At 46.6% G+C, this 26,508-nt stretch carries 17 protein-coding genes; 6 read left to right on the top strand and 11 right to left on the bottom strand.

Going from position 1 to position 26,508, the window contains the following annotated elements; all coding sequences use genetic code 11:
* Positions 1 to 12: 12 nt before the first annotated feature.
* On the bottom strand, positions 13 to 2,349 hold the full coding sequence (locus tag ACOIT5_RS00900; RefSeq protein ID WP_423128589.1) for a DUF2339 domain-containing protein: 2,337 nt from the start codon (positions 2,347 to 2,349) through the stop codon (positions 13 to 15).
* Positions 2,350 to 2,543: 194 nt separating this feature from the next.
* On the opposite strand from ACOIT5_RS00900, the gene ACOIT5_RS00895 reads away from it, so the two are divergent.
* From ACOIT5_RS00895 to ACOIT5_RS00870, 6 genes are all read left to right on the top strand, one after another.
* Positions 2,544 to 6,770: an AAA family ATPase gene (locus tag ACOIT5_RS00895; protein ID WP_423128588.1), complete on the top strand. Its 4,227-nt coding sequence runs from the start codon at positions 2,544 to 2,546 to the stop codon at positions 6,768 to 6,770.
* A 3-nt stretch (positions 6,771 to 6,773) separates the two neighbouring features.
* Positions 6,774 to 7,424, top strand: a complete 651-nt coding sequence (locus tag ACOIT5_RS00890) for a response regulator (protein ID WP_423128587.1) — start codon at positions 6,774 to 6,776, stop codon at positions 7,422 to 7,424.
* Between the two features lie 241 nt (positions 7,425 to 7,665).
* The gene (locus ACOIT5_RS00885) at positions 7,666 to 9,762 is read left to right on the top strand and encodes a hypothetical protein (RefSeq protein WP_423128586.1); all 2,097 of its coding nucleotides are present in this window, start codon (positions 7,666 to 7,668) and stop codon (positions 9,760 to 9,762) included.
* 53 nt (positions 9,763 to 9,815) lie between these two features.
* Entirely contained in the window at positions 9,816 to 10,247 is a 432-nt protein-coding gene (locus tag ACOIT5_RS00880; RefSeq protein ID WP_423128585.1) for a hypothetical protein, read from the top strand.
* Positions 10,244 to 10,954 (top strand): hypothetical protein, encoded by a 711-nt coding sequence (locus tag ACOIT5_RS00875; protein WP_423128584.1) that lies wholly within the window; start codon positions 10,244 to 10,246, stop codon positions 10,952 to 10,954. The genes ACOIT5_RS00880 and ACOIT5_RS00875 overlap by 4 nt, the downstream gene beginning before the upstream one ends.
* Positions 10,955 to 11,050: 96 nt before the next feature.
* On the top strand, positions 11,051 to 11,806 hold the full coding sequence (locus ACOIT5_RS00870) for a DUF4197 domain-containing protein (RefSeq protein WP_423128583.1): 756 nt from the start codon (positions 11,051 to 11,053) through the stop codon (positions 11,804 to 11,806).
* Between the two features lie 7 nt (positions 11,807 to 11,813).
* On the opposite strand, the gene ACOIT5_RS00865 is transcribed toward ACOIT5_RS00870, so the two are convergent.
* From ACOIT5_RS00865 to ACOIT5_RS00820, 10 genes are all read right to left on the bottom strand, one after another.
* A complete protein-coding gene (locus ACOIT5_RS00865; RefSeq protein ID WP_423128582.1) occupies positions 11,814 to 13,556 on the bottom strand; it encodes a dipeptidase in 1,743 nt (580 codons plus the stop codon).
* Positions 13,557 to 13,852: 296 nt separating this feature from the next.
* Complete coding sequence (locus ACOIT5_RS00860; protein ID WP_423128581.1) at positions 13,853 to 15,349, bottom strand: hypothetical protein; 1,497 nt, start codon at positions 15,347 to 15,349, stop codon at positions 13,853 to 13,855.
* A gap of 88 nt (positions 15,350 to 15,437) precedes the next feature.
* Positions 15,438 to 16,541, bottom strand: coding sequence for a uroporphyrinogen decarboxylase family protein (locus tag ACOIT5_RS00855; protein WP_423128580.1), 1,104 nt, complete (start codon positions 16,539 to 16,541; stop codon positions 15,438 to 15,440).
* 25 nt (positions 16,542 to 16,566) lie between these two features.
* Positions 16,567 to 18,903: a GH92 family glycosyl hydrolase gene (locus ACOIT5_RS00850; RefSeq protein ID WP_423128579.1), complete on the bottom strand. Its 2,337-nt coding sequence runs from the start codon at positions 18,901 to 18,903 to the stop codon at positions 16,567 to 16,569.
* 127 nt (positions 18,904 to 19,030) lie between these two features.
* Positions 19,031 to 20,155, bottom strand: coding sequence for a nucleoside hydrolase (locus tag ACOIT5_RS00845; protein ID WP_423128578.1), 1,125 nt, complete (start codon positions 20,153 to 20,155; stop codon positions 19,031 to 19,033).
* Positions 20,156 to 20,172: 17 nt separating this feature from the next.
* Positions 20,173 to 21,600, bottom strand: a complete 1,428-nt coding sequence (locus ACOIT5_RS00840) for an alpha-L-fucosidase (protein WP_423128577.1) — start codon at positions 21,598 to 21,600, stop codon at positions 20,173 to 20,175.
* 2 nt (positions 21,601 to 21,602) lie between these two features.
* Complete coding sequence (locus ACOIT5_RS00835; RefSeq protein ID WP_423130598.1) at positions 21,603 to 22,688, bottom strand: DUF4855 domain-containing protein; 1,086 nt, start codon at positions 22,686 to 22,688, stop codon at positions 21,603 to 21,605.
* Positions 22,688 to 23,440, bottom strand: a complete 753-nt coding sequence (locus ACOIT5_RS00830) for a glycosyl hydrolase family 28 protein (protein ID WP_423128576.1) — start codon at positions 23,438 to 23,440, stop codon at positions 22,688 to 22,690. Before ACOIT5_RS00830 ends, ACOIT5_RS00835 begins: the two co-directional genes overlap by 1 nt.
* Before the next feature lie 50 nt (positions 23,441 to 23,490).
* Positions 23,491 to 24,978, bottom strand: coding sequence for a glycoside hydrolase family 28 protein (locus ACOIT5_RS00825; protein WP_423128575.1), 1,488 nt, complete (start codon positions 24,976 to 24,978; stop codon positions 23,491 to 23,493).
* 33 nt (positions 24,979 to 25,011) lie between these two features.
* On the bottom strand, positions 25,012 to 26,487 hold the full coding sequence (locus ACOIT5_RS00820) for a glycoside hydrolase family 28 protein (RefSeq protein WP_423128574.1): 1,476 nt from the start codon (positions 26,485 to 26,487) through the stop codon (positions 25,012 to 25,014).
* Positions 26,488 to 26,508: the final 21 nt, after the last annotated feature.

Below are 26,508 nucleotides of genomic sequence, written 5' to 3'. Positions count from 1 at the left end.
TGACCGGCAAACCTAATTTTCACCGGAAATGATGTGTTTGTATTTGTTGTATAAAAACGAGATGATTAAAAGAAGGATACCTAACGAAATAAACACAATCGTTTTTGCAAGGGTATCGAGGTGCGAAATGTCATAGAAAAACAGTTTGACCAGCGTCACTCCGAATAATGTTATGGCGCCGACTCTTAAATGTTTTTTCTTTTTCCAGATTCCTAAAACAATCAACAGCAGGGAGTAGGTACCCCAACCGATGCTTAATCCGAGTTTGTACGATTGTGTTGATCCGGCCAGATCCATCCAGTTAATGATTTCGCTGCTGGCCATCCACAAAACGGAACCATATAACAAAAAGTCGAAGGCGATTCGGAAGTCCTGCCGGATAAAACCGGAGCGAATGTATTGGTAACAGGCTGTAAGTGCCAGGGCCATAAATGCGCCGGACAGGTATCTGATTCCGATGTTGAAAACACCTCGTTGATAGTATTCAGACAGGTTTTGCGTCAAATAGCTTTCGCGTAATTCGCTCAGGGTATAAAGCCCCTGTGTTAAAAAGATGATGATGGTCAACACGTTTAGTCCAAGGTTGATGTATCCAGGCTTTTCATCCCGTAACTTTTTGATGTTAAAAAATGAAAGGACCGATACGAAGAACAGTGAATAGTTGATCACCCAGATTGTTTTATAGCTTTCCAAATCATGGTTCCGGTAATAATTCTGCTGGTTCCCGGTATCAATTGTCAGAAAAGAATCGGTGTACAACTGGTTCCAGTAATTCGCGATTTCTATCCGGAATGAATAATAAAGCGTAAACAGGAAAATGGCAGGAAGCGCGACCGGCATGATTTTTTGGAACGCTTGCCAGGGTTTTAGCGCCGAAGGTATACGGCGATGAAGGAAATTGATCAAAGCAAATGCTCCTGTAACCAGCATAGAGCAGAGAAAATGAATATTGAACAAGGGGGTTATCCTCGTTTCCGGGTCGGCAACAACATAGCCGCCATAAGCCGTTGCCCAGTCATGGATGATACTTAAAAAGGCCAAAAACAATATTGGATACGACAGCTTTTCGTAAACGGGGGCCTTTTTCGTACGGCCGATCCCGAACAGCAAAGCTGTTTCGCCGGCCCATAACAATGTTACCCAGCTTCCGTCAAACTGTACCGGAATGGCAATCGTGATATATACCAGTGCTAAACCGGCTACCAGAAAGAACAAATTTTTGTCGGGAAGTTTCTGCCGGTATATCACTGCGCCAACAATCAAATGAATGAGTGCATTGACAAGCGTGAATAAGCCCAGTAGATTTTCTCCGGCGGGGTGGCGGTTGAGCGCCGAATAGCCAATGGCGTAAAAGATAAATGAATTGGACAGCAAAAGCAGGATGTCGCTGGTTTTAAATGCCTCTTTTTTAATGAGTTTATATGCCAGGAAGATCGTGTAGAAGGTGATAAAAAACAGGGAAACAAATGTTAGCGCAGGGCCGAAATGTTCGCTGGTTCGATATTTTGTTGCATACCACATGATGTAGATGAGCCAGGTAAACCCGAAGGAAGAATAGTACAGTGGTTTCCAGTACTTTTTGAGCGATAGAACAAGAATCCCGGCATTGATCAGGGTCATATAACTGAAAAGGACGGCCACTCTTCCCGAATCTTCGCTCAGCAGAAAAGGAATGGCGTAAGCGCCAACCAGTCCGATGTGCGCAATCACCTGCCTGTTGTAGACGATGGCAGCCGTCACGGTAAATACCGTGAAAATAACCATCATCACGAAGGCCGGGACTTGCGGAATCAGCTCGTAAATGGCATAGGCCGAATAGGTAATCAAATACATGATGGCCATCGCGCCGCTGACCAGGACCGCACTGAAATTTTCATATTTCGCCCGTAGCTTCAGGCCAACAACCCCCAGCCCGGTTCCAACCAGATAAGCCAGAATAATCCGGGTCAACGGGCTGAGCAGGTTGTGTTCGATCGAATATTTTACCCCAATGGCAACGCCAATAATGGTGATGACGATGCCAATTTTATTGATCAGGTTTTCCCCGATAAACTTCTCAAGGTTCGATTTAATGTTCGGCGTTTTGCTCGCCGGCGGCTCCGGGTAGCGTGGCGACTTACCGGTGATCAGCGGTTGTTGTACCGTATGGCTGATTTCGGCTTCCTTCTTTTCTGTTATGGCCGTCTCAAGCTGGGGGGCTGGTGTTTCTGAAGTCGTTTCTTCTGCAGCCTTTAGTCGGTTTATTTCAATTCGCAGCTGATCAATTTCTCTCGAAAAATCGTTTTGTCTTCTCAAAAGTGATTCCAGTTGGTCGCGAAGTTGATTTATTTGATCGTCATGCTCTGTCATGAGTTTTTTTTTACCGGGTGAAAGGATAAGTGTTGCCGAAAATACGGATTTAAATTTTTCTTTGTTAAATATATAGCTCTGAATTCATTTTCAGAATATTTTCGCCCGATTTATTTTTACAAAAGTCAATTTCTCCGGGAGTATGAAAATTTACAGAAAACCAGTATCTTTCTCTATGCTGTAATAATGAGACAATGAACCATCACATACAAAACTCAGGGGATGACTGGTTTTTTGGACGTGAACAGGAAATCGATTTTCTTTTAAAGTCGATGGCCGGTTTTGAACGTTCAGGCACTTCTTTTTTATTGGTTGAAGGGCCCGCCGGTATTGGAAAGACATCGTTGATCAAACAGGTTTTAGGTAACTATCAGAAGAAAAAGTGCTTTAAGTTATATGGAAAATACAGCAATCAGCCCGAACAGGTTCCCTACCAGGGCATTAAACAGGCTGCAAAAGACTGGGCAAACCAAATTCTGGTATTATCAGAAGAAGAACTGAATGAACTGAAAAACAATACCTATTCTGCCTTACAGCATAACGTTACCGTCGTCACATCGGTTTTTGAAGAGCTGGAATTATTTTTTGGACGCAAAAAGCTGGCGGCAGGTTCGGCGGTTAAAACAGAAACAAACCAGATCAAATCAAAATTCTACTACTTTTTCACTAAATTCTTACGGTCTGTTGCCCATTCGGGCTACCAACTCATTTTTTTTCTCGATGATTTGCAATGGGCCGACAATGCGTCGTGGGATTTGATTGAAGAACTTGTCAACCGCCAGCTTGTTCCTGACTTAATGATTATCGGTGCTTACCGTCCATCCGAAGGACGGAGCGACCTTCAGTCAAAAATCAACAACATCAAAAAGAGGCAGACACAACAAACGCTTATTTTTACGGTAAAACCGCTTGGTATCGATCATTTTAAACGGTTTGTGCCTGAAAACTGGCAATTTGGCGAACAAGATACGGCTGCATTTTGTAAATACCTGTGGCACGAAAGTGAAGGCAATCCGTTTAAAATGAAAGAAATAGTAAAAGCGATTGAAAAGGGACAGTTGGTAAAAAACAAATTGGCGAACGAACCTTCATTTTGGGAAAACCTGCCCCGGTTTGGCTTATCAAAAAGTTCAGGCGACTTAATCCATGAACGGCTTGAGCTGTTGCCCTCCGGGTATAAGCAGATCATAGCCGTTGCGTCGTGCATCGGTTATTATTTTAAGGCCGATTTGTTAAGTCAACTCCTGAATTTTCCATCTGAAAAAATTGAGCAGGTTCTTTTGAAACTGACCGACGATGACCTGCTGATTAAAAAAGGGACCACCTACTTATTTGTCCATGATACGGTGTTTTCGGCGGCCCATGATTTGTTGCCTGCCCGTCAAAAATCCGGACTTCATCATCAAATTGGTCACCTCCTGTTGTCGGGAATGAATGATTACCGGCAGAACGATCTGTTTCAGGCCGTCAACCACCTGAATGCAGGATGGGAAGCGGAAAAAACAAAACCGGAAAACACAGCACAACTGTTTCTGAATATTCAGGCGGCGCGACTGGCCATTAAAAAGTCAGCGTTTGAACGGGCGTGGGAATATTATCAGTTTGCCGATCAACTGCTGAAACATCAGCAGTTGCCCGAGATGGGCATCAGTGATCCCAAGCTGGCGGAAGTGTTTGAAAAACAGGTGTTCAATAAGCCCGGGTTGGAGTATTTAGTCCTGTTTGGATTCGCTGAGACCATGTTCCTGATGCAAAAATTCGATCAGGCTTTATTCTACGCCAACAAAGTCCTGCAACTAAAAATTAACCGGCATCAAAAAATTCTGGCTACGCTGATCAAAGTCCGAATCTGTTCCGCCCTGATTTCAAAAAAGGAAGTCCAGGATATCTTGCTTGGAGGGCTTCAGAGCCTTGAATCGGTATTAAACGATTTTGAGATTGTGTTTCCCGACCATCCGGATGAATTATTTAAACAGGTGTCTGACGATTCGTTTGAAATTAGCCGCATGGCTTTGGGTTTAAATGAAAACACCGACTTTAATGCGTTGATCAATCCCGACCAGGAATACCAGGATTTAATCGAACTGGTTATAAATGCCATGACTTTTGTTTATTACATGGATGTCAGGAAGAACCTTTTCATGGGCATTAAATTTTTGTTGATGAGTTTTACAAAAGGTTTCACTCCCATGACGCCGGTGTTGTTTTCATTGAGTTTTTTGTCAGCGTCTGTTAGTCAGGCGCATCTGTCAATGGCGTACCTGCTGGGGAAAATTTCGCTCCGGATGATTGAGAAACAGCCATTCAGCAGTTATACCCATATCATCTATTACATTGCCACCCTCAACTTTTTTGTTTGGGAGAATCACTACAAAACAGGCGTATTGAAGTTGAAAGAATCCGTACTGTTAGCTAAAGAAGCAGGAGACCATCATTTTGCCTCCTTTTGTGCGACCAATATCATGTTGCTGAATACCTACCGTGGAAAAAACCTGAAGAAGCACCAACGGTATTCAAAAAAGCTGGAGAACCAAAACCAACTTGTTTTTTTTATCAGCAGCATTGATTCGGACCTCAGCGCTTACCTGACAGGAATTAAACCTGGTTTTGCTGAGAATGAAGGTGAATTTGTTTTTTCTGAGGATTTGGTCAGGGAGTCGGAGTATAACCTGAGTGGCAGGTACCATTTACATCTTGCGCTGCAGAAACTTTATTACCTGTCGGGCCATTACACCAAAGCGTTGGAAGCAGGGGCCGTGTGCGAAAATTTAAAAAATATTTACCGCGGGTTTCAGATCGAATTGGAGCATTATCTGTTTTACAGCTTAAGTTTACTTCATTCGGTTTCTGAAAAAAACGGGTTATTAGATGACGTCCTGGCGAAAGTTAACCCAAAACTCGACGAGTTCCGGAGGCTTTCAACCTTTGGCTCCGGTAATTATCTTCACAAGGTGTTATTGATTGAAGCAGAAATTGCCAGGTGTAAAGGTGAGTTTGAAAAGGCAACCCATTTATACGACCAAGCAATTCAGGAAGCAAAAAAACAAAAATTCACCCATCATGCGGCAATTGCAGCCGAGTTAGCCGCTGAATATTATTTCAGCAAAGACAGACAACTTCCGGGGAGGTTTTATTTGAAAGAAGCACTAAAACTTTATTCCAAATGGGGTGCAGATGCCAAAGTAGCCTGGATGACACAGAGATATCCGTTTTTGGGAAAGGATAAAACTGCTGCAGAGAAACCCGGATTGCCCGATTATCAGTCAGTCAGAAACATCATTCACCGAACGGCATTAAGCCATGATTTAAAATTAAACGAACTTGGCAAGTTGTTGCTGTCGGATCTGACCGAACAAAGTCAGGCACAAGGGGGCGCTGTGTTAAGTCTGCAGAAAAGCGGATGGCAGGTTCTTTCAACCAATAAACCCGAATGGGATCATTTGGAGAACAAACCCTTATCAAACGTTGCCGGTGAATTGCCTGCCAAAGTTTTAAACTATGCCGTCAATAAAGCTGAAAAGATCATGTTGACAAATGTCAGGCAGATGGCCCATTTTGCCGATGACCCTTATTTCGTCCGTAACGTTCCCGAAAATATCTTTTGCTACCCTGTTTTTTCCGGTTTAGGCATCGAAGGTTTGATTTATCTTGAGAACATAAAGCCCGCCGCCATTGAGAAAGATGGTTTATTTTCGTTGATGGCCGAGCATGCTTCCATCGCCCTGGCAAATGCCATGTACAATGAAAATCTGTACCGGTTAAACCAGGAAATCCAGTCTCAGGAGCAGAAAAAAATTGAAGCCATCATTGAATCGCAGGAGAAAGAACGGAAAAGGGTTGCGGAAGAACTGCACGACAGTGTGGGTCAAATGTTGGCGTTGGTAAAGATGAATTTGTCGCGGGTGGAAACTGGCAATGAACAGGCCGGCCCGGGCAATACCGAGCTGATCAGGCAAACGTCGGTATTATTGGACGAAAGTATCAACGAGGTCAGGGCAATTTCACACGATTTGATGCCGCCCGACCTGAAAGGTAAAAGTTTAACCGAAATTATTGAGAACTTGTTAATTAAACACGGAAATGCCAACGGATTGGCCTTCAAACTTCAAACGTTCGGTATTTCGGACGAGTTACCCGAAGCAGTAAAATTCACCTTGTACCGGATCACCCAGGAAATTATCCACAACATCGTGAAACATGCCAATGCCCAAAAGATGACGTTGAATATGACCAGGAACGATGAAGGTATTAATTTAATGGTTGAAGATGATGGGATGGGGTTTGACCCCGGCATGGTTAGTTCGGGTTTAGGTTTAAAAAACATCCATTCAAGGGTGAAATTGCTGAATGGCTATTTTGATGTAGACTCTTCATTGAACCGGGGAACCATTTATAATGTTACTATTCCACTAACAAACTGAACGATGGGTAAAATCAAAATTTTGCTGGCCGATGATCATCAACTGTTTTTGGACGGCTTAAGCGCCTTGCTGGCGCAGATTGACCAGGTTGAGATCGTCGCTGCCGTTAACAATGGCGCCCAATTATTGGAGATGATGAAAACAAACGAGGTCGATTTGGCCGTTGTTGACCTGCACATGCCTGTAATAAGCGGCCCGCAGGCTACCGAAAAAATCAGGGAACTTTATCCGTCGGTGAAAGTACTTGGATTGACGATGGATAACGAACCGGATTCAGTGAAAGAAATGCTCGAGGCGGGCGCCTCCGGATATATCCTTAAAAATACAGGAAAGGCCGAACTCGAACTGGCCATTCACGGGGTGATGAACGGGGAAATTTATTTGAGTCAATCCATAAGCAGCCAACTGGCACAACGTTTATTGCGTGAGAACAAAGAGACTATGCAGGAATTGAATGAACTGGACATGCTCACGGAGCGTGAAATTGAAATCCTGAAGTTGATCGCTTTGGAAAATTCGAATGTCGAAATTGCCGGAAAGCTCTATATCAGCCCAAAAACAGTTGAAACCCATCGTAAAAATTTAATGAAGAAGATTGGCGTGCGCAATTCCCTTGGCGTTTATAAATTTGCACTGAAACACAAGATGATTTAAACAAAACAAGCCAGCTCTTATTGAAGCGCCTTTTTCGGGATGCTCCCTTTTCTGCATTTAACGCAAAGCTCCGGGACTAAATTATCTATTGTCAATCTCCATTGGGGGAGCGGCAGGCTCTAAACACACAAATTCCGTTTAAAATACCATCTACACGGTAGTCGATTTCCTGTTGATCAGGTATTTCACGTTTCTCCGGTTCGTCTGAATTTTGTATCAAACAATTAAATGTCAGAAACAGATGAGAAAAGTATTAATCGTATTGATTGCATCGCTATTCTTTTTAGCGGGATGCGAAGACGAATCAACCGACAGCCCCTTTGGTGAAAACACCCTGGTGGCCCATGCAGGCGCCGACCTGCAAACCGAAACGAACCAACAACTTGTGCTTGACGGATCAAGCTCGAAAGACCTGGCGGCAAAACCTTTTCAATTTTCATGGAGCATTAAAAGCAAACCGGTAAACAGCACGCCAACCCTGGAGGATGAAACGACCGTTTCGCCTAAATTTACGGCTGATGTTGCCGGAACCTATCTGGTGGAGCTGAAGATTTACAACGGGAATTTTGATGACACGGATGAAGTATCCATCAATGCCACCACCGCTAATAATCCTCCGCCCCAGGGAACCGTGGTTTTAGATCAGGATATTACGACCGAATACCGTCTGGTCAATATTTTTGACGATCCTGCCGTTCCTGATTACCTGGTCACTCAGGACATTCATGTTACCGGACATCTTATGATTGATCCATCCGTTACCATTGCTTTTGAGGCCGGTCAGGCGATGTACATCGACAATCCCGGGAGTATTGTTGCAGCGGGTTGGGCTTCACATGAAATCATTTTTACCGGAAAGGAAAAAACACCCGGGTACTGGAAAGGCCTGATCATAAATTCATCCAGCGCCTTGAATAAGCTCGAAGGGGTTCTTATAGAATACGGCGGAAGCAATCCTGCCGACGGAATTGAGTTTGCGGCTAATTTGGCTCTGAATAACACGGCTACCCTTAATGTGGAATCGCTGATCATTCAGCACAGTGACGGGTATGGTATCGTGGTTGAGTCGGGCGCGAACTGGCGTGATGTTTTGTTCAGCAACAGAATTTTGAATAACAGGAAACCAGCGAGAGTAGCGGCTTCTCACCTGAAAAATATGGGAGGATACGTTTACAACAACACGGTTAACCGGATTGAGGTTGATGGCAATACGGTATGGGGTGTCGACGAGATTTACTGGAGTAGGGCGGTCGATAATAGGACTCCGGCCCAAACGGTACCCTATTTCATTCGGGGAGAAATTGTGGTGAACAGTGGGTTGCGAATTTTTGAAGGGGCCGAGTTTTTGTTCGATGCCGGAGCGGAACTGACCGTTGCTCCGGGAGGCTATTTGCGGGCTTTGGGTTCCGATGATGAATTCATTAAATTTCATGGAGCCGAATCAGTTGATGGCGGTTATTGGAAAGGAATTGCCATCAAATCAAACCACGCGAATAATGAACTGAGATATGTGGAGGTTTACGATGCCGGAAGTGACGATCTGAGTGGTTTTGACAAAGAAGCAGCGGTTGCTCTCGACGGAGAAAACCATGCCAAACTCAAACTAACCAATTCAAAGATTGGAAAAAGTGGGGGGCTTGGGCTTTATGTTGAAAACCACGCCGAATTAGTAGAATTTGCAGCCAATCAGTTTGGATATAATGCCGGCTCGGCTGTTGGCCTGCCCGCAAATGAAGTCAGAAAAATTAATCATCCGGGACCTGCATGGTCAACTTTTGTGGGCAATGGCCATAACGGGATTGAAATCCATGCCGGACCTTTGTTCCTTCAAACCAACGAGGAATCGGTTTGGCCAGCCTTATATTTTGGTGCATCGTACCTGGTCAGCGGCAATATTTCCATCCAGTCGGGTTTGAAAATTATGCCGGGAGCCGTACTGAAATTTGTCGATGGCAGAGGAATGCGAGTAAACGGTAACGGTTACCTGAACGCCCAGGGAACAGAAACGACGAGAATCACCTTTACAGGAATGAATGAAACCAAAGGTTCGTGGTACGGCGTCCAGTTTCAGACCAACAGCAATTTTAATATTCTCACTTATGCCGATGTTCTTTACGCGGGTAAAACCGAACATCCGGGAATTGGGCAGATTGCCAGTATTGCCGTTGGGGGAGGCCTGGTGTCGAAACTGACTATTTCACAAACCAAAATCAGTCATGGCGGAGGTTATGGCGTGGCCGTTGATACCAACCTGGCAACCATCAACGCCGACTTTGAAACTGTCAATCAGTTTGAAGATTTATCGTTAGGCCATGTTTATAAAACGGCTCCCTGGTAGAAGAAGCCCTAAAAAGCTTCTTCTTCAGGCATACGCGGCGAAAAGAAATACCTATGGATCTGTCTGAAATAAAAAAAGAAGAACGAATAACAGCGGATTGGTACCGTCTTTCAACCGATGTTTCGGGGACAATCATTTTCCTGGAATATTTTAAAAACAAATCGCTAAATGAGATGCAAATCAAACAAATCCATGAGGTGATCGCTGAAGATCATGTTATCGCCTGCGTAATCAGGGTAAATAACGGAAACCTGATTCCTTATGAAGATGAGATCTGGGTTGAAAAACTGGATCTCGCGCTTTTGTCGGATGCCGGCGTATTGTTAGTCGCGTATATCTCGCCGAATAATCTGTTTAGCAGGCTCGAAATTGAAAAAGAGGGTAGAGCCAATTCCAATAAAATGATCCGGATCAGGATCTCCAAAGATGCGGAAGAAGCAATTGCATGGTTAAGATTGAATCATATTAGTATTCAAAAGAAATGAGAAGAAGAATTATTTTCGTCCTGTTTACAGTTATTGCAGGATGCACAACACCGCAAATACTGGTGTCGCCCGAGCTGAAAAATGACGGCAGCGCCTTCGTCGTAAAAGGACGCCAGGGCTTTCAAGTCGGGCGAACACTTTATTTTGGAGAATATGCCACGGGCAAAGTCAAACAAGGTTGGGTGAAAGGCTACGACATCCCTTTTTTCGTCCGCTTTCAGGGGATGAAAGAGAAACTGTCATTTCAGCAGTTTGGCATGCCGGGACAACTGGCTGAAGTTTATGCGACAGGAAAATTCAGAAGCGCCGAATTGCCTTTTATCAGGGACTATTTCAACATTGTTCTGAACGAAAAGAACCATTTTGCCGGAACAGTGGTTTTGAATGGCGGACGGGATGTTTGGGAATTTCTGCTGTATAATCCTGAAGGCGAAACGTTTAAAAACAACGATGTTGGGTTTATGCAAAACCGGATTGATCGTATTGAAGTGAAAGGCATCAAAACCCTGCTTGAAGGGAAAAACTTCTCCGGTAAATTTTTCGGCTATGAGTTCATTCTGAACGGGAACGCCATTGGGGCAGTTGAAACAATCAACAAGGGGAAGGTCTGGATTAAAGATGACTTGCCCGACGACCTGAAACTGGTCCTGGCAAGTCTGTCATCCAGCCTTTTGTTGCGGACCAATCTCGAAGAGCGGATTGAATAAGCTGAAAATATATCCAGGGACAAAATACAGCTAAGTTTCTGCCCGATATTTTAAGGCGTCAAACTAATTTTCTTGTATCTTGCCATCAAAAAAATTATGAAACGTATTATAGCTGTTTTTGCCCTTTCCGCATGGTTGTTTTCAGGTTGTGCCGAGATGCAACAAGTCGCCAAATCCATTTACAACGATTCCCTGCCTTTGTCGCAAACTGAAATTATTGCCGGATTAAAGCAGGCGCTAACTGTTGGCGTTGACAGTTCCGTATCGCACCTGGCCGTCAATAACGGTTATTTAAACGACCTGGCCGTTAAGATTTTATTGCCACCCGAAGCCGAAGTAATTACCAGCAACCTGGGTAAATTGCCCGGCGGGCAACAATTAGTAGATAAGGTGATTATCAGTATCAACCAGGCCGCATCGGATGCGGCAAAAGAAGCTACCCCCATCCTGGTAAACAGCATCCGGTCGATGACCATTCAGGACGCTGCAGGTATTCTCACCGGTGGTGATCATGCCGCTACCGACTATTTGAAACGTACCAACTACGATGCCTTGCTCAAATTGTATCAGCCTAAGATTGAAGGTTCGCTGGACAAAAAGCTGGTTGGTAATCTATCCGCCCAACAGTCGTGGGACGAACTAACCGGAAGCTGGAACAAAGTAGCCGGTTCGGCGGTAGGGCAATTGACAAACCTTCAAAAGGTGGAAACAAATTTAAGTACCTACCTGACTCAACGCGCGTTGGACGGGCTCTTCCTGAAAATTGCAGAGACAGAAAAAAACATTCGCCAGGATCCGGCAGCAAGGGTAACCGACCTGTTAAAACGGGTATTCGGCAAAGCCAATAGTTGATCTACATCTATTTGTTTGCTGCCGGAACCTTTAAACGGTCTCCGGTTCCCTGTATCATGATTCGCTCCCATTCCTTGCCGTATCCCGGATGGCGTGGTCTCTGAGGAATATTTTTGCCGTTCCCGTTGTCGAGTAATTTTCCGTTTTCGGTGATTTTCAGGTTTCCGTCCATGTATTTCATAAACAGATACTGGTAAAATATTTTCCAGTCGCTCACCAATTTATTTCCGGTAAACACGGAATAAGCCGTCAGGTAACCCAGGGCTTTGGCCGGATCATCCTCGTATAAGGCTAAAGCTTGCTTGTCGGTCACGTGGACTTCTGAGAAAAACTGATTCTCCAGTTTGGCCTGATATTCCTCAATTTCGGGATGAATCAGGTTATAGCGGGTATAGGCCCAGTTGTTTACCTGGTTGAAGGTCCAGAACCCGGAAGTTTCAGACCAGCTGATCATCGAGCCGTTCCCGATCGCCAAACTTTCGGGTACTTTTTTTATTCCGCAATACATAGGGGCATACACGCAGCCATCGGCATCGTCGACACCAAACCAGAAAATACCGCCAATTGGCGCCGGAAGCCAGCTCCGCGACTGGGCCACGAAACTGTACCCGGTTTGTTGAGTGGCAACGGCCCGTTCGTTGAGGTAGGTCACGCTGTCAACATCAAATTCCATCGGACGCCAGCGATAGGGCAAGCCGAAGGGGCCGGCGCCGGGATCGTTGCGCATATCCAGCGGGCTGTCTTCATAATGGTCGCGCATGCCGGCCATTACCTGTTGAAGTGTAACCGGCGAATCCGGTTTTACCCACAAAGGCAAGCGGTTGGAAACATAAGCATTCGGGTTCGGGCTGTTGTCCATCAACTGGTCGTCGTAGGAAAAACGGCCCAGGGCATAGCTGGTGTAAGCATCATTTTCACGTATTTCCCGGTTTACCGTACGAAAAAAAGACCAGACCCGGGCGTCACAATAGCGGGCTCCGCCAAAGTTTAAGGGGTTATAAACATCCGAAAAACTGAATGATGCGTCGTTTCCTTTGTAAAAGCCGTGTTTTTTTGCAAAGCTGATGACGTCGCCTGAATGATAAACGGTTTGTTTCGGATCGCTCCAGTCGTTTTTCTTTTGGAAGGGGAACGTGGTGATCCGGGCCTGGTTGGCATGACCGCTCACATAGCCGTCGGGTACCAGCCGGGCAACCCAAACAGCTCCTTTTTCATATTTTCCTTTCCCGATCATTTCCAGAATCCAGGCTTCATTGGCATCGGAGACGGAGAAAGACTCGCCGCCGGACGCATAACCGTGCAAAGCTACCAGTTCGGTCATCACCCGGATCATTTCGCGGGCGGTTTTCGATCGTTGCAAGCCGATTCGCATCAGCGAACCGTAATCGAGAATAGCGCCCGGCTGAGAACTTAGTGAATCAAGTCCGCCGAAGGTCGTTTCGCCAACAGCAACCTGGTGTTCATTCATAAACTGGACCACCGAATAGGTATGAGCGACGTCGGGGATGGTTCCTAAAAGCTTTCCGTTCTCGTAATGATATACTTCGCACAAATCGCCGGGCTGATGGTCGGCAGCCGGATAAAAAGCGATTGCCCCGTAACGGGTATGCGAATCGGCCGCATAGGTAATCATCACCGATTGATCGCTGCTGGCTCCTTTGGTAACAATCAGGTTCGTACAGGCGAGAGCCGCAGACAGACCTGTTGCCATGATCTGGATCAGGCTAAATGGGATTATTTTGTAGTTCATGGATTAACATTTTGGGTAAAAATAGGGAAAAAGCGAAAACTTCAACATGATGAATGTACTTTGTCGGTGGCAACAAGTGTCCCGTAAATCAGCCCCGGATCAACCATCGGCCCAGTCAAAAATTAACAAGCGGCTGGACCTTTTCAGGTTAACCGCTTGTTTGCTGTTTAATTATTACTGATTATCGACGAAAATCCTTCAATTTACATTGGAGAGGTTCGAATGCAAAAAATGCGTTCGGGTTCTTCACTAAGGCATTATTTTACAGATAAGCTCAGTTTGTTGTTGGTACCGGTCTATTCTTTTAAACCACTCAAATCGGATTCTACGGATATCCTGCCATTTCCCGGAACGATGCGCGCCCTGAAATCATCATGGTATTCAATACTTGACGATGTTTTTAGCAGCACTTCTTTGCCGTCAACGTTGTTGATCAACAGATCCATGGTCCCCTGATGATTAAAAACGCACCCAACCAGGTTGATTTTGGTTTTGAAATAGTCCGGCATGGCCTTGTTTCCGTGGAAACTGATCCGGTTGTTCTTAAGGCTTGAATTGTAGATGGTTAGTACATCAACGGGAGTGCCAATTGACAGTAACCGGCTGGGCTGGTCGTACTTTACCCGGATGTTGTCGAACACGAGCTGCTCCTGCCTTGGGATCTCTGCTCCGGGATAATAGGACCGGCTGTACTTGTCGTTGTCGAAATGCACCGAGAAGCCCGTTCGTGGTTTTTCGAGAAAAATGTCGCGAAAAACCACGTTCCTCACGCCGGCAGTGTAGGTCACGTCGCTTTGCACCATTCCCCAATTAATGCCGTCCAGAACCTGGCTGCCGCTCTCGTGCGTAGGTTGTGTCACCGATTTGTAAACCTGACCGTCGGGTTGGGCCTGAACCCGGTAGATCTTTCCGTTTGAGACCACGGCATCCGATTGCTGCACTTCCATGCCCGGTTGCCAGTCAATCCATGCGCCGGCTAAAATCCGGCAAAAATAGCCGATCGGTTCTTTGCCGTCGTTCAGATCATGGCAATTTTCCACCACTCCGTCTTCGATCCATCCCAATTCCGGGTTTCCGACTGCATAGTCATGTCCGTTCAGGGCAATGGCGTCATCATAGGTTTGAAATACACCGTTGCTGATGGTAAAACGTTTGCCTCGTCCCAGGTGAACACCATCCTTGTCTCCTTTGATGATCACATCGTTGATGATGATATCCTCAAAAGTGCAAACATGGATGCCATACTGTGCTTTGCCGACATCCATGCAACGAAAACGGTCAATACGCAAATCCTTGACATAAAAAAAGGCCAACTGACCGTGAAGCCCGTATGCTTCCTCAAACTTGCGTACATCCATCCCGTTGACGATGATATGCAGGCCTTCAACAGTAATATGATGATCATAGGTTTTGGTAAGCGCTCCCTTGTTAACCAGTACATGAGAGAAAGCGCCTTTCTCATCAACCTTTTTCAGAAATACATGATTGCCGAAAATAAGTGACGTATGGCTGCCGATGTACACGGTTCCGGCCATTTTGTAGGTGCCCGGACGGCTTACCACAATGGTCCCGGTTTGATCAACCGCTTGCTGCAATGCTTTTGTGTTTTCTATACCGCTTGCATCGGGCAAAAAGCCAAAACGGGCGGCATCGGTAAATCCGTACGCTGCCGTTTGCCGGTTTTCTGGTGTCAATCCGGCGTGTTTTTGGGCCAGGCCCGGATTCGTCATGAAGAGTAAGGTAAAACTTAAAATCACCGTACTTTTACTTCTCATCATCGATTTTAGTTGCATGGTCGATATGAATTTTGATCATTTTTTCTCCCGCAAAATCAGCATTCTGAAATAAACGTGTTTACACAGGCGGGAGCAGAATACTTGTTTAATAAATCGTTCCGTGTTTTAGACTTAATTCAATAAATTTCAAAACCCGCTCCGGGCTTACATCGTTTTGGATGATATGGGCCGGGGCAATCATATACCCTCTGTCCTTTCCGAGAACAGTGATCTTTTCAATGATGTCTCTTTCCAGTTCTTCATCGCTGCCATTGGGTAACAAGTCCTGTTGATCGATGGCTCCCCAGAAGGCGAATTTTTGTCCGAAACGGCTTTTCATTTCTTCCGGTGAATGTCCGGGAACGCCTGGCTGAACGGGATTGAACACTTCGAACCCGATATCGCGGATGTCGTCCAGTAATTCAGCCACGGCGCCGTCGCAATGAAGTATGGGGATGATGTCCGGTTTGGCTTCCTTAAAACGATCGACCATTCGTTTGTAATGAGGTTTGAGTTGTTCCCTGAATGTTTCGGGAGGAAGGATCAGGCTGTTTTGTGTTCCGAAATCATCGCCAAACCAGATGGCATCCACGCCGCGTTTGATCAGTTCGAGCCCAATCCGGGTTTGGAATTCGGCACAGGCTTCAAACAGGGGAACCACATATTCGGTCTCCATCATCATGTCAATCAGCAGTTTTTCCATGCCAACCAACTGATGTGCCAGGGAAAAAACAGTCACCTCAATATCGCCGAATATTAAATAGTCGTCGTGATATGTTTTAACCAAAACCTCCGCATCGCGATAGCGTCCCGGGGCCCGGGGATCGGGAAACTGAAACGCGTCGATATCAGCCTTTGTTTCAGCCCGGGCCAGCGGATAATCGACCACTTCCACATAAATGTCACCCTGGCGCATTTTCATTCCATACTCGTTCAGCCAGTGACCGTTTTGGTCTTTTACAATTTTGAAATTGTCGGAAACCGAAGCGCCGGTAACTACCACATCGCTTCCCATGGCCACCCGCAGTTCGTTGGCGCTGACGCGATAAGTAACATCTTCGTATAAATTGTCGGTATACCGGACCGGGATGCCCAGTTTGTTTCCAAAATGATCGGCCAGCTGACGGCACAAATCAAACTGAATGGGTACCCGGTCGGGCGCTCCCGGCATTCGCTTAAATGCTTTTAAAACACGTTCTCTTGGTTTCATTCCGTATCGCTTATTGTTTGATTGGTTAATTTTTATTTGGAATCTGACTTGCCCGTTTTTTGTTCGGGCGATTGCTCATTTCAAAAATCAGTTCACCACCCCGGACCAAATCGCTGTGCAAAATAAAACTGGTGTCCACCGTCTTTCCGTTCAGGCTTACCGAATTGATATAGATGTTTTTATCGGAAATGTTGTTGGCTTTCACAGTCAGCGTTTTTCCTTCGGCAAGTTGAACGACCGCTTGTTTTACTGAAGGCGAACCAATGGCATATTCTCCCGATCCGGGGCAAACGGGATAGAAACCCAGAGACGAAAAAATATACCAGGCCGACATTTGCCCGCAGTCGTCGTTGCCGCACAGTCCATCGGGTTTGTTCAGGTACATCGTATTTACAATCTGGTGAATGCGTTCCTGTGTTTTCCATGGTTTTCCGGCCCAGTTGTACATGTAGGCCACGTGGTGGCTGGGCTCGTTTCCGTGTACGTAGCAGCCGATCAGTCCTTCGCGGGTAACATCTTCGGTTTCGGCAAAATATTCATCGGGCAAATACATGGAGAAGAGGGAGTCGATATGTTCGCTAAACCGCTCGTTCCCGCCCATTTTCCGGATGAGCGTTGGGATGTCGTGAGGAACATAAAGCGAATAGTTCCATGAATTTCCTTCAATAAAACCCTCATTGGCCGTGTGCAGTGCGTCGAAAGGGGTTTTCCATCCTCCGTTGGCATGTTTGGCGCCCACAAAACCGGTTTGTTCGTTGAACAGATTTTTCCAGTTGTGCGACCGTTTTTCAAATTGCGCGGCGATTTCGTTTTCGCCCAGCGATTTGGCTAATTGCGAAATGGTGTAGTCGTCGTAAGCGTATTCCAGCGTCATCGACGAACCAACAGCATTCTTATCGTAAGGAACATAACCCAGTGTCATATAGTCGCCCAGGTTCCCGTAGTTTTTGTAGGTGGCCGACGAAATGCAGGCTTCGAGAGCATGTTTGGCGTCGAAACCGCGGATGCCGTTGATCCAGGCATCAGCAATCACCGGCGTCGCGTGATAGCCGATCATGCACCAGTTTTCGTTTCCGAAATGGCTCCACACCGGAAGCACTTTGTGAACGCTCTGATCATAGTGGGCGAGCATCGAATTGATCATATCCGAGGTCCGGCCGGGCTGGATCAGCGTCAGCAGCGGGTGAAGCGCCCGGTAGGTATCCCACAGCGAGAATACCGAATAATTTACAAATCCGTCGGCCTGATGAATGTTGTGATCGAGTCCTCGGTAGCGGCCGTCAACATCCATGTATTGTACCGGGTTGATAAAGGTGTGGTAAAGCGAGGTGTAAAATGTTGTTTTCTTTTCGGGAGAAGCCTCAATGGTAATCCGGCTCAGCTCGTTTTGCCATTTGCTTTTCGCTTCGGCTTTTACCTTTTCGAAGTCGAAATGCGGGACTTCGGCTTGTAAATTTTTCAATGCACCTTCGGTGCTGACTGCTGACAGGGCAAATTTGATCTTTATTTTTTCGCCTTCCCTGGTTTTGAAATTGAAATAAGTTTTCAGTTTTCTGCCTGCCATTTCCGGGAAATTGTTTTCCTGGTCGAATTTGCGCCAAAATCCTTTGTAAACCAGTTCTTCTTCATTTTTACTTCCGTAATTTTCGACGGGTTTTGAGAAGACCATCGCAAAATACAGGTAGTTGGTTCGGGCCCAGCCGCTGGTAATGCGGTATCCGGTCACCAGCGTGTCGTTTTCCACGCGTACGTGCGACCACAGCACTTTCCCGTCGTAGTTGTAAATGCCATGCGTTAAGTCGAGTATGATGCGGGCTTCGTCGCTTTCGGGGAAGGTATACTGGTGAAAACCGACACGCTCCGTGGTTGTCATTTCCGCATCAATTCCGTAATCTTCCAGTTTTACCCGGTAATAGCCGGGTTCGGCGATTTCGGTTTCGTGGTTAAAACGCGAACGGTAGCCGCTTTCAGGTTTTTCGGCGGTTCCGGGGTTTAACCGAAGTTTTCCAACGGTAGGCATGATCAGAAAATCGCCCAGGTCGGAGTGACCTGTACCGCTGAAATGGGTGTGGCTGAACCCAACAATGGTTTGATCGTTGTACTGGTAGCCGGCGCAGTAGCGGTAAACGGTCCCGGTATATTTACCATCCGCGGCATAGGGAATGGTATCGGTATCGGGACTTAACTGCACCATCCCGAACGGCACACATGCACCGGGAAATACATGTCCCATTTCCTGTGTTCCGATCAGGGGATCAACGTAGGCAGTCAGATCCTCCGTTTGCTTTTGTGCCGACAGCGACAAAACAGTAATGCAAAAACCTGCAAAAAGTATAAGCTTCTTATAATCAGAAAAATTCATAATTAAGTATTTTAGATCGATTCATTTTTTTCTTCTTGACGGGTAAAATCTCAGTTTTTTATTGGTAACAGAATGCCGCATCCGATTACAATGTTATCCGGTTTTCGTTTATGTTATCACGGGATTATCAGGGGAACTGGAGCAATAGATTTTTCATGGCCGTAGTTACCGCATTTTGATAATTTTCAATATCGTTAACATGAAAAATATACCGGTTTCGGGAATTGTGGTCGATTTCCCAATCAACATAGCCGATATCGTCGCAACCGGCTCTCACTGGCGTAAACGAGAAGACCGATTCTTTTCCGGAGTTCAGCGGAACCAATTCGCCTTCGGCTGTCACTTTTTTTCCCGCGGCATGGATGAATCCGGCGGTACACCACATGTGTCGAACCGTTTCGCCAAATTCAGCAAGCAAATCCGTTTCCGGTTTTCCTTTCAGGTACGAAAACCATTCGTGGCTCTCCTTTTTTCCCAGCATAAACAGAAAAAAGTTTTGAAGTTTTTCAGGGAGAAAATGAAGAATATCTTTCTGAATAAACCGGTAGTAAGTACCAAATTCGCCCACTTCGCCAATGTTGGTGTGGGTGGTACAAGGCATCCAGTACACCGGGCAGGGAGCGTCGAAAATGGCAGCAAAAGCCAGCGGGTTCAGTTTTACATTGTACTCCAGCTTTTTGTCCTTCAGCGAATTGGCCGAACCGGCATTCAGGTAAATGGCTTTGCATTTTTTTCTGAATAATTCCGTATCCTTTTTCAGGGCAACCGCCACATTGGTTGCTGCACCCACAATGTTGATGACCACCGGTGATTCCGATTTCCTCAAGGTGTCGAGTAACCAGTTTACCCCCTGGAGTTCCATGTTGGTTGCTTCCGGCTGAATATCGCTGCGGTCGTTCATCGGGAAAGGGCTGCCAACCACAACCGGGACAACCTTGCCGGTCAGGTAGTTCATCTGGGCAACTCCCATCACATCGGGATCGCCCAGTTCGGGTTTGGTGGGGTAATCGATCAGAATTCCCAGCAAATCGATATCGCCCAGCCAGGCCAGCGCATAAATGGTGGCCAAATCCCAGTGATCGTCGGGGTCGCAATGGAAATGATACAAATCGGTGGCATGAATGACCGGCGTTTTTCCGGTTGTATTCCGGCGCTTATCACTGGTTTCGCCTGAAAAAGCATAACCGTTGACCACTCCCGAAGCGAGCGCCATTAAGCCAAGTTTTAAAAAATCACCTCTTTTTACCTTCATGTCCATTCCTTTTTTTGTTAATCGAGAGCGCCGCGATGCATTTGTTTTTCAGATGACATTTCGCGGAGTGCTACTTTACCTTTCAGTTTCAGTTGAACCACTGTGGCAACGGGATCGGGGGCCGTTTGCGGGACAAAAATCTCCAATCCGGCGGCAGTTGCCGTTGTTTTCAGTTTTTCACCCGTTGACAGCAGCTTTACCGATACGATTTTATTCCCGACACCGGGAATGATGAGTTTCCCGTTTTCAGGCCAGTCGAAAACGAAAAGATTAAGCATCGTATTCTTTTTCTCCGTTTTCATGGTACATTCTCCCCAGGGCAGAACTTCCAGCGGGCTGGCCTGTGTTCCGTAAATGGATTCGCCGTTTACCTCCATCCAGCGGCCGATTTCTTTCAGCCTGACAAGACTTTCTTCGGGAAAAGAACCGTCGGGTTTCGGCCCGACATTCAGCAGATAGTTTCCGCCGCGCGCTGCAATTTTAATGAGGTTCTGAATCAGGCTTTCCGTTGATTTCCAGTTGTTATCGAAGCTTTTGTACCCCCACGAACCGTTCATGGTCATGCAGGTTTCCCAGTTTTGGCCGGAAACGGCGTCGCGATCGGGAATAGCTTGTTCCGGCGTTTTGGTGTCGCCGGGAAAGTCGGGGTGCAGGCGGTCGTTGGTCACAATCTGAGGTTGCAACGGGAGGAGCGCCTTCAGTTTTTCAGCGCCTTCCACGGTTTTCATCTGGGCGTCGTAATCCCACCACAAAACAGCTACTTCGCCGTAATTGGTCAGCAATTCGCGAACCTGCGGGACAGCCACCCGGTCGATGTATTCGTCAAAAGTAGCCGTGAGCTGAACCGGGTCCCAGCGGCCGTCGTGTTCCAGCGTGTACTGGTCGATTCTGGTGGAATCGGGATTGGGCCAGCCTTGCCACATGGGCCTGCGGGCAGCCGACGCCCCGGGATTTGTCCAGTCAACGGCCTGTGAATAATAAAACCCCAGTTTGATGCCCTGCTTTTTACAGGCTTCGGCCAGCGGTTTCAGCAAATCCCTTCCGTAAACCGTGGCATCCACCACATTCCAGTCGCTGGCCTTACTTTCGAACAGGGCAAATCCGTCGTGATGTTTTGCGGTGATGATCAGGTATTTCATCCCGGCATCTTTGGCCATTTTTGCCCAGGCATCGGGATCATAATTTACCGGGTTGAACTGACGCGCATTTTCGCGGTATTCGGCCACCGGAATTTTACAGCGGTTCAAAATCCAGGCAGCATCGCCAAAAGCCTGATTATAGCCCTTGTACTCTCCGCCATACAATGAATAAACACCCCAGTGAATAAACATGCCAAATTTAGCTTCGTGCCACCAATCCAGCCGTTCATCAACTGTGATTTTTTGCTGGGCCCAGCTTCCTGAAACCAGTAAAAACAAAATCAGCAGGATGACTATTTTCTTCATTTTCACTTTTTAAACCGGTTCATTTTTTTTCGCTGAATAATAATCTTTGCCAGACGATCCATGATTTCCTTATCCAACGAATTGGATGAACGATAGAAGTCATAAATGGTTCCGCCACCTTCGTAGTAAGCGATGGAAGCTTCCTTAAAAACGTCGTTTTGTTCAAAGGCATCGATATAACTCACCAGCCTTTCGCGTTTGTTCTCGGGCGAATCGGCCAGCGCCCTGCGGTCGAATTCCAGTTCGAGGCCCATGCTGGTACCTTTGGCAAAGGCGCACACCGCATCGAGCCGCTCGTAACTCACTTCACTTTTGAAAAAATGGTTGGGCTGAATATAGGCGAAATCGAATTTATCGGTTTTCCAGTTGTCGAAACCGACTGCGGTCCAGTAGGGAATCCAGAACAGGCGCAGGCCTTTTGAGCGGATATAATCGCCTACGGGCACAAGAATGTCACGGTAAGCGCCATCTTTTTCCGAAACCCAATAAAAACCTTCGAGGTCGAAATGCTGATATCCTTCCTTTTCATACTGTTCGAGAAAACGGTCGATGTACCATTGGCAGGCTTCAATCCGGTCTTTATCGTTCGAAAAATCCATGGGGAGATCGAGGCTGCCCCAGTTTTTCTGATCTTTTTCGGGGACCGGCATCACCACCACCAGTTTGTGGCGAAACGGCGGGTTTCCCATTTCGCTGATTTGATCGGCAATACACTGGTCGAGCGCCGAAAAGCTACGGTCTTTTTCAAACTGGCGTTCCATCAGCCATTCCCACTGAGGCCGACAGGCCAGTGTGGTGTTCTCGTTTCCGTGGGCAAAATGGTGGCCTTTTCCATCGATAAATTCGATAAAAAGAAAACCATCAAACAACCAATTCTTTCGTCCATTTTGATCCACATGAACCACATAAGGCGTAAACTGCTCCTTATTCCACTCCAGCGGACGATGCACACCGCCATGGTAAATTAGTACCATATCGGTAATGTTGGTCTTTCCGTACCGCGGAGATTTGCCTTTACCGGCTGCCAGGCTGGATGAGCTGCCGGCTGCCAGCAACAGCAGAAAAAGGATGGCCCCGAAATGTTTCATCACTGATTCACCTGAAGTTTTTTCCCGGAAGCATTTTTCACATGAACGACGGAAACATTTTTGGATGTTCCTGCCGAATTGATTTCAACCCCGGAAGTATCAAAAAACAAATCCGAAAGTTTTACCCCGTCGCAGCCCGTGAGCAAAAGGCCTTTACTTCCGGCCACCGCTTTGCTTTTTATCATCGCTTTGCTGACGGTCAGGTTTTTACAGCCTTTGTACGATTGAACGTCGCCGCATGCATCGCGCAGGTTCAATTCTTCTATGGTCACATTGCTGCAGTTGTTGAAATAAATGAGCAGCGGGCTGGTTTGTGCAATCAGGCCTTTCAGGTATCCTTTCTGTACCTGTTCCTTGATGTTGTTCTGCAAGGCAACGCCCTGACCTTCGATGACGCCTTTCCCGGTAATTCCAATGTTTTCCTGGCCGCTGGCGGTGATTAAAGCATTGGCTCCGTTCAGCCCGAAATAGTCGTAAATGGAAGGTACGCCCACTAAAACGGCTCCTTCTTCCAACTGAATGGTCACATTCGATTTCAATTCGACCGTGCCGGTCAGGTATCGCCCCACGTAAAACACAAGGCGGCCACCGCCGTTTTCGCTGATATAATCGACTGCCTTTTGGATGGAACGGGTGTTCAGGCTTATCCCATCGGATTTAACCCCAAACAACGAGGCTTTGTAATCTTTGGCGGAAAGGCCCAGTGAACACAGTAAAATAAGATTGATAATGAATATTTTATACGTCTTCATGATTTACATTTTGTTTATTGCTGAAACATTAATTTCGATGCTGCATTGATTCAATCGGTCATAATCCCGTTGGACTTGTATTGAAATAACTGCTTTTTCCCGTCACTTTCCGGTTCGTTGTATTTCATTCCCTTAAAAACAGCGCCATTCACATCGTCGATCACAATGGCCGGGCGATAATCTTTTTTCTCAGCCGTGAGGATAACGTTTTCAAATTCAATTCCGTCAGCATGACGAATGTAAAATCCCCAGGCAGGCAGTTCCTTGAACTGGGAGAACTCGGGATAAGCTGCCGGCATTTCAGGAATGCTGTCGAGTTCGGCAGGTTCCAGTCCCCGTTTGGCATACAGCGGGTTTCCGGCGCCGGGATAAACAATCTCGATATTTTTCAGTTTCACGTCCTGAATTTTGTATTCGGGCAAGCCGATGATGCTGGCCGGCGAAATGTTCCGGGGCAGGTCTTCGATGGGTCCTTCGTAGTTGTAGCCGGCGTCGGGTTTCCCAAACGGAACTTCGGCATACACATTCCTGATTTCGATGTTTTTCATGCTGGGTTTTTTGCCCTGGCTCCAGCGGTCGCCGATACGCAGAAAAATCACGTTTCCGGTATTGATGGAACGGACGCCGTCAACCAGAATGTTTTCGATTAAACCGCCATCAACAGCAGCAAAGGTGATGGCCGAGCGGAACGTATCGAAAATGGTGAGGTTGGTTACTTTGAAGTTGCGGAAGCCACCGCGCGAAACGGTCCCGAATTTCAGGCCGTTGGCGCTCGAACGGCCCACGCAGTTGTCAACCACCACATTCTGGCAAATGCTGTTGGCGTCGTGCGATTTAAAACAAATCACATCGTCGGCCGCATCAAAATAGGAATTTTTAATAACCACGCCGTCGCAGTCCACCACGTCAATGCCGTCGTTGTTCCAGTACGATTTGCTGTCAACATAAATATTATCGACATAAAGATTTTTACACTGGTCGTAAGTTTGGTTCCAACTGGCCGGGTCGCGCAGGGTTATGTCGGTGATGGTTACATTCTCGCATTCGCGGAAATAGATGTTCTGAGGACGGTTGGTTTCGTTGGGGCGGTCGAGTTTCATCGGGTCGGTGTAAATTCCGCGATGAATGTAATCGACCATGTTGTTGGCGGTGATGAACCCGCGGCCGTTGATGGTCCCTTTTCCGGTAATCTCGATATTTTTCTGGTTCACCGCAAAGATCATCGACATCCATTTAATTTTAGGGTCTTTCACATAGTCGAAGGGATTGGTCGATCCCAGAATGGTTGCGCCGTATTCGAGGTGGAGCGTTACGTTCGATTTCACATAAATACTTCCGGTGACATAATTTCCCGGGCCGAAAACCAGCCGGCCACCGCCGTTTTCACTTACAAAATCAATAGCTTTCTGAATGGTGCAGGTGTTGATGGTTATCCCGTCGGCTTTCGCGCCAAAGTCGGAAACGTTATAATCCTTTGCCGACACGGCCAGCGTGAAAAGCAGCAGAAAAGCGGATATACAGATTTTTATTTTACTCATTGTACTTGTTTTTACGGTTTTACAATTCATCACTTATTTTCCCTGAACAACTCCGGTTGACTGATAAACATGGATTTTTTTCCCGCCGCCGGGTACGTTGTATTTCATTCCGGAGAAATCAGCGCCTTTCACATCGTCGAGCACAATCGCCGGACGGTACTCTTTTCCATTGGCTGTGAGCGTGATATTTTCAAATTTGATGTTTTTGGCATGGCGTACATAAAAACCCCAGGCCGGAAGTTCCTTAAATTGGGAGAATTCAGGATAGGCATCGGCCATTTCCGGGATTCCATCCAGTTCGGCGGGTGTAATTCCGCGGAAGGCGTAGTTCGGGTTGCTGTTTCCGGGGTAGACCAATTCGATGTTGCGCAGCGTGACATTGGTAATATCCTGTCCGGGCAGCCCGACAATACTGGCCGGAGAAATATTCCGGGGCAGATCTTCAATGGGGCCTTCGTATTCGTAACCGGCGTCGGGTTTGGTTTCCGGAATTTCAGCATACATGTTCTGAATGGTAATGTTGCTCATGGTGCCGGTGCGGCCTTTGTTCCAGCGGGCGCCAATACGCAGGTAAATGGCGTTTCCGGTGTTGTAAGCGTACAGGCTGTCAATCAGAATATTGTCAATTACTCCGCCGTCGGGAGTGGCAATGGTAATGGCCGAACGGTACGTATCGTAAACCTTGTTGTTGATGATTTTAAAATTTTTGTATCCACCCGAAGTAACGGTTCCGAATTTAATCCCGCTGGCGCTCGACCGGGCCACACAATTCCTGACCTCAACATTTTCGCACATTTTGGTGGCATCGTGCGATTTAAAACAAATGGCGTCGTCGGAGGCATCGATAAACGAGTTGGTCAGCAGTACATTTTTGCAGTCCACAATATCCAGCCCGTCGTTGTTCCAGAAAGCTTTACTGTCAACAGTAATGTTGTTGATTTTCAGGTTTTCGCACTGGTCGTACACCTGAACCCAGTCGGCTGTGTTTTTAATCACAATCCCATCGATTTCCACGTTCGTACATTCGCGGAAATAAATTCCCCGCGGGCGGCGGCTTGCCGGGCGATCGTGTTTTAACGGATCTTCAATAATGCCTTTATGCACCTGGTCGATTAAATGATAGGCAACATCGCGGCCCTGGCCGTCGATTACTCCTTTTCCGGTAATGGAAATGTTATCGGCATTTTTGGCAAAAACCAGCGAACTGTAAGGAGTATTGATGTTGTAATCGTAAATACTGGTAGATCCCACCAGAATGGCGCCTTCATTCAGCACAATGTGCACGTTCGATTTCAGTTCAATGGTGCCGGTCAGATAACGTCCGACATAAAACACGAGCTTTCCGCCGCCATTGGCATGAATATGATCGATGGCTTTCTGGATGGCCGTGGTATTTAAGGTTGTCCCGTTCGACTTGATTCCGAACACCGAGGCATTGTAGTCGGCAGCCAAAAGTTGCTGCGACATCAGCAATACCAGGGATAATAAAATGATTTTTAACTTGCTCATATTTCTTTTTAATTTTTGATT

Origin of the sequence: Gaoshiqia hydrogeniformans (assembly GCF_049347105.1) — a bacterium.
GTDB classification, from domain to species: domain Bacteria; phylum Bacteroidota; class Bacteroidia; order Bacteroidales; family Prolixibacteraceae; genus Gaoshiqia; species Gaoshiqia hydrogeniformans.
The sequence above is the reverse complement of the archived record's forward strand: the minus strand, read 5'-3'. Positions and strand labels throughout refer to the sequence as shown.

Excerpts from the sequence above, each read along its gene's own strand:
- ACOIT5_RS00900 (WP_423128589.1), bottom strand. The coding sequence starts at position 2,349 with ATGACAGAGCATGACGATCAAATAAATCAACTTCGCGACCAACTGGAA.
- ACOIT5_RS00895 (WP_423128588.1), top strand. The coding sequence starts at position 2,544 with ATGAACCATCACATACAAAACTCAGGGGATGACTGGTTTTTTGGACGT.
- ACOIT5_RS00890 (WP_423128587.1), top strand. The coding sequence starts at position 6,774 with ATGGGTAAAATCAAAATTTTGCTGGCCGATGATCATCAACTGTTTTTG.
- ACOIT5_RS00885 (WP_423128586.1), top strand. The coding sequence starts at position 7,666 with ATGAGAAAAGTATTAATCGTATTGATTGCATCGCTATTCTTTTTAGCG.
- ACOIT5_RS00880 (WP_423128585.1), top strand. The coding sequence starts at position 9,816 with ATGGATCTGTCTGAAATAAAAAAAGAAGAACGAATAACAGCGGATTGG.
- ACOIT5_RS00875 (WP_423128584.1), top strand. The coding sequence starts at position 10,244 with ATGAGAAGAAGAATTATTTTCGTCCTGTTTACAGTTATTGCAGGATGC.
- ACOIT5_RS00870 (WP_423128583.1), top strand. The coding sequence starts at position 11,051 with ATGAAACGTATTATAGCTGTTTTTGCCCTTTCCGCATGGTTGTTTTCA.
- ACOIT5_RS00865 (WP_423128582.1), bottom strand. The coding sequence starts at position 13,556 with ATGAACTACAAAATAATCCCATTTAGCCTGATCCAGATCATGGCAACA.
- ACOIT5_RS00860 (WP_423128581.1), bottom strand. The coding sequence starts at position 15,349 with ATGCAACTAAAATCGATGATGAGAAGTAAAAGTACGGTGATTTTAAGT.
- ACOIT5_RS00855 (WP_423128580.1), bottom strand. The coding sequence starts at position 16,541 with ATGAAACCAAGAGAACGTGTTTTAAAAGCATTTAAGCGAATGCCGGGA.
- ACOIT5_RS00850 (WP_423128579.1), bottom strand. The coding sequence starts at position 18,903 with ATGAATTTTTCTGATTATAAGAAGCTTATACTTTTTGCAGGTTTTTGC.
- ACOIT5_RS00845 (WP_423128578.1), bottom strand. The coding sequence starts at position 20,155 with ATGAAGGTAAAAAGAGGTGATTTTTTAAAACTTGGCTTAATGGCGCTC.
- ACOIT5_RS00840 (WP_423128577.1), bottom strand. The coding sequence starts at position 21,600 with ATGAAGAAAATAGTCATCCTGCTGATTTTGTTTTTACTGGTTTCAGGA.
- ACOIT5_RS00835 (WP_423130598.1), bottom strand. The coding sequence starts at position 22,688 with ATGAAACATTTCGGGGCCATCCTTTTTCTGCTGTTGCTGGCAGCCGGC.
- ACOIT5_RS00830 (WP_423128576.1), bottom strand. The coding sequence starts at position 23,440 with ATGAAGACGTATAAAATATTCATTATCAATCTTATTTTACTGTGTTCA.
- ACOIT5_RS00825 (WP_423128575.1), bottom strand. The coding sequence starts at position 24,978 with ATGAGTAAAATAAAAATCTGTATATCCGCTTTTCTGCTGCTTTTCACG.
- ACOIT5_RS00820 (WP_423128574.1), bottom strand. The coding sequence starts at position 26,487 with ATGAGCAAGTTAAAAATCATTTTATTATCCCTGGTATTGCTGATGTCG.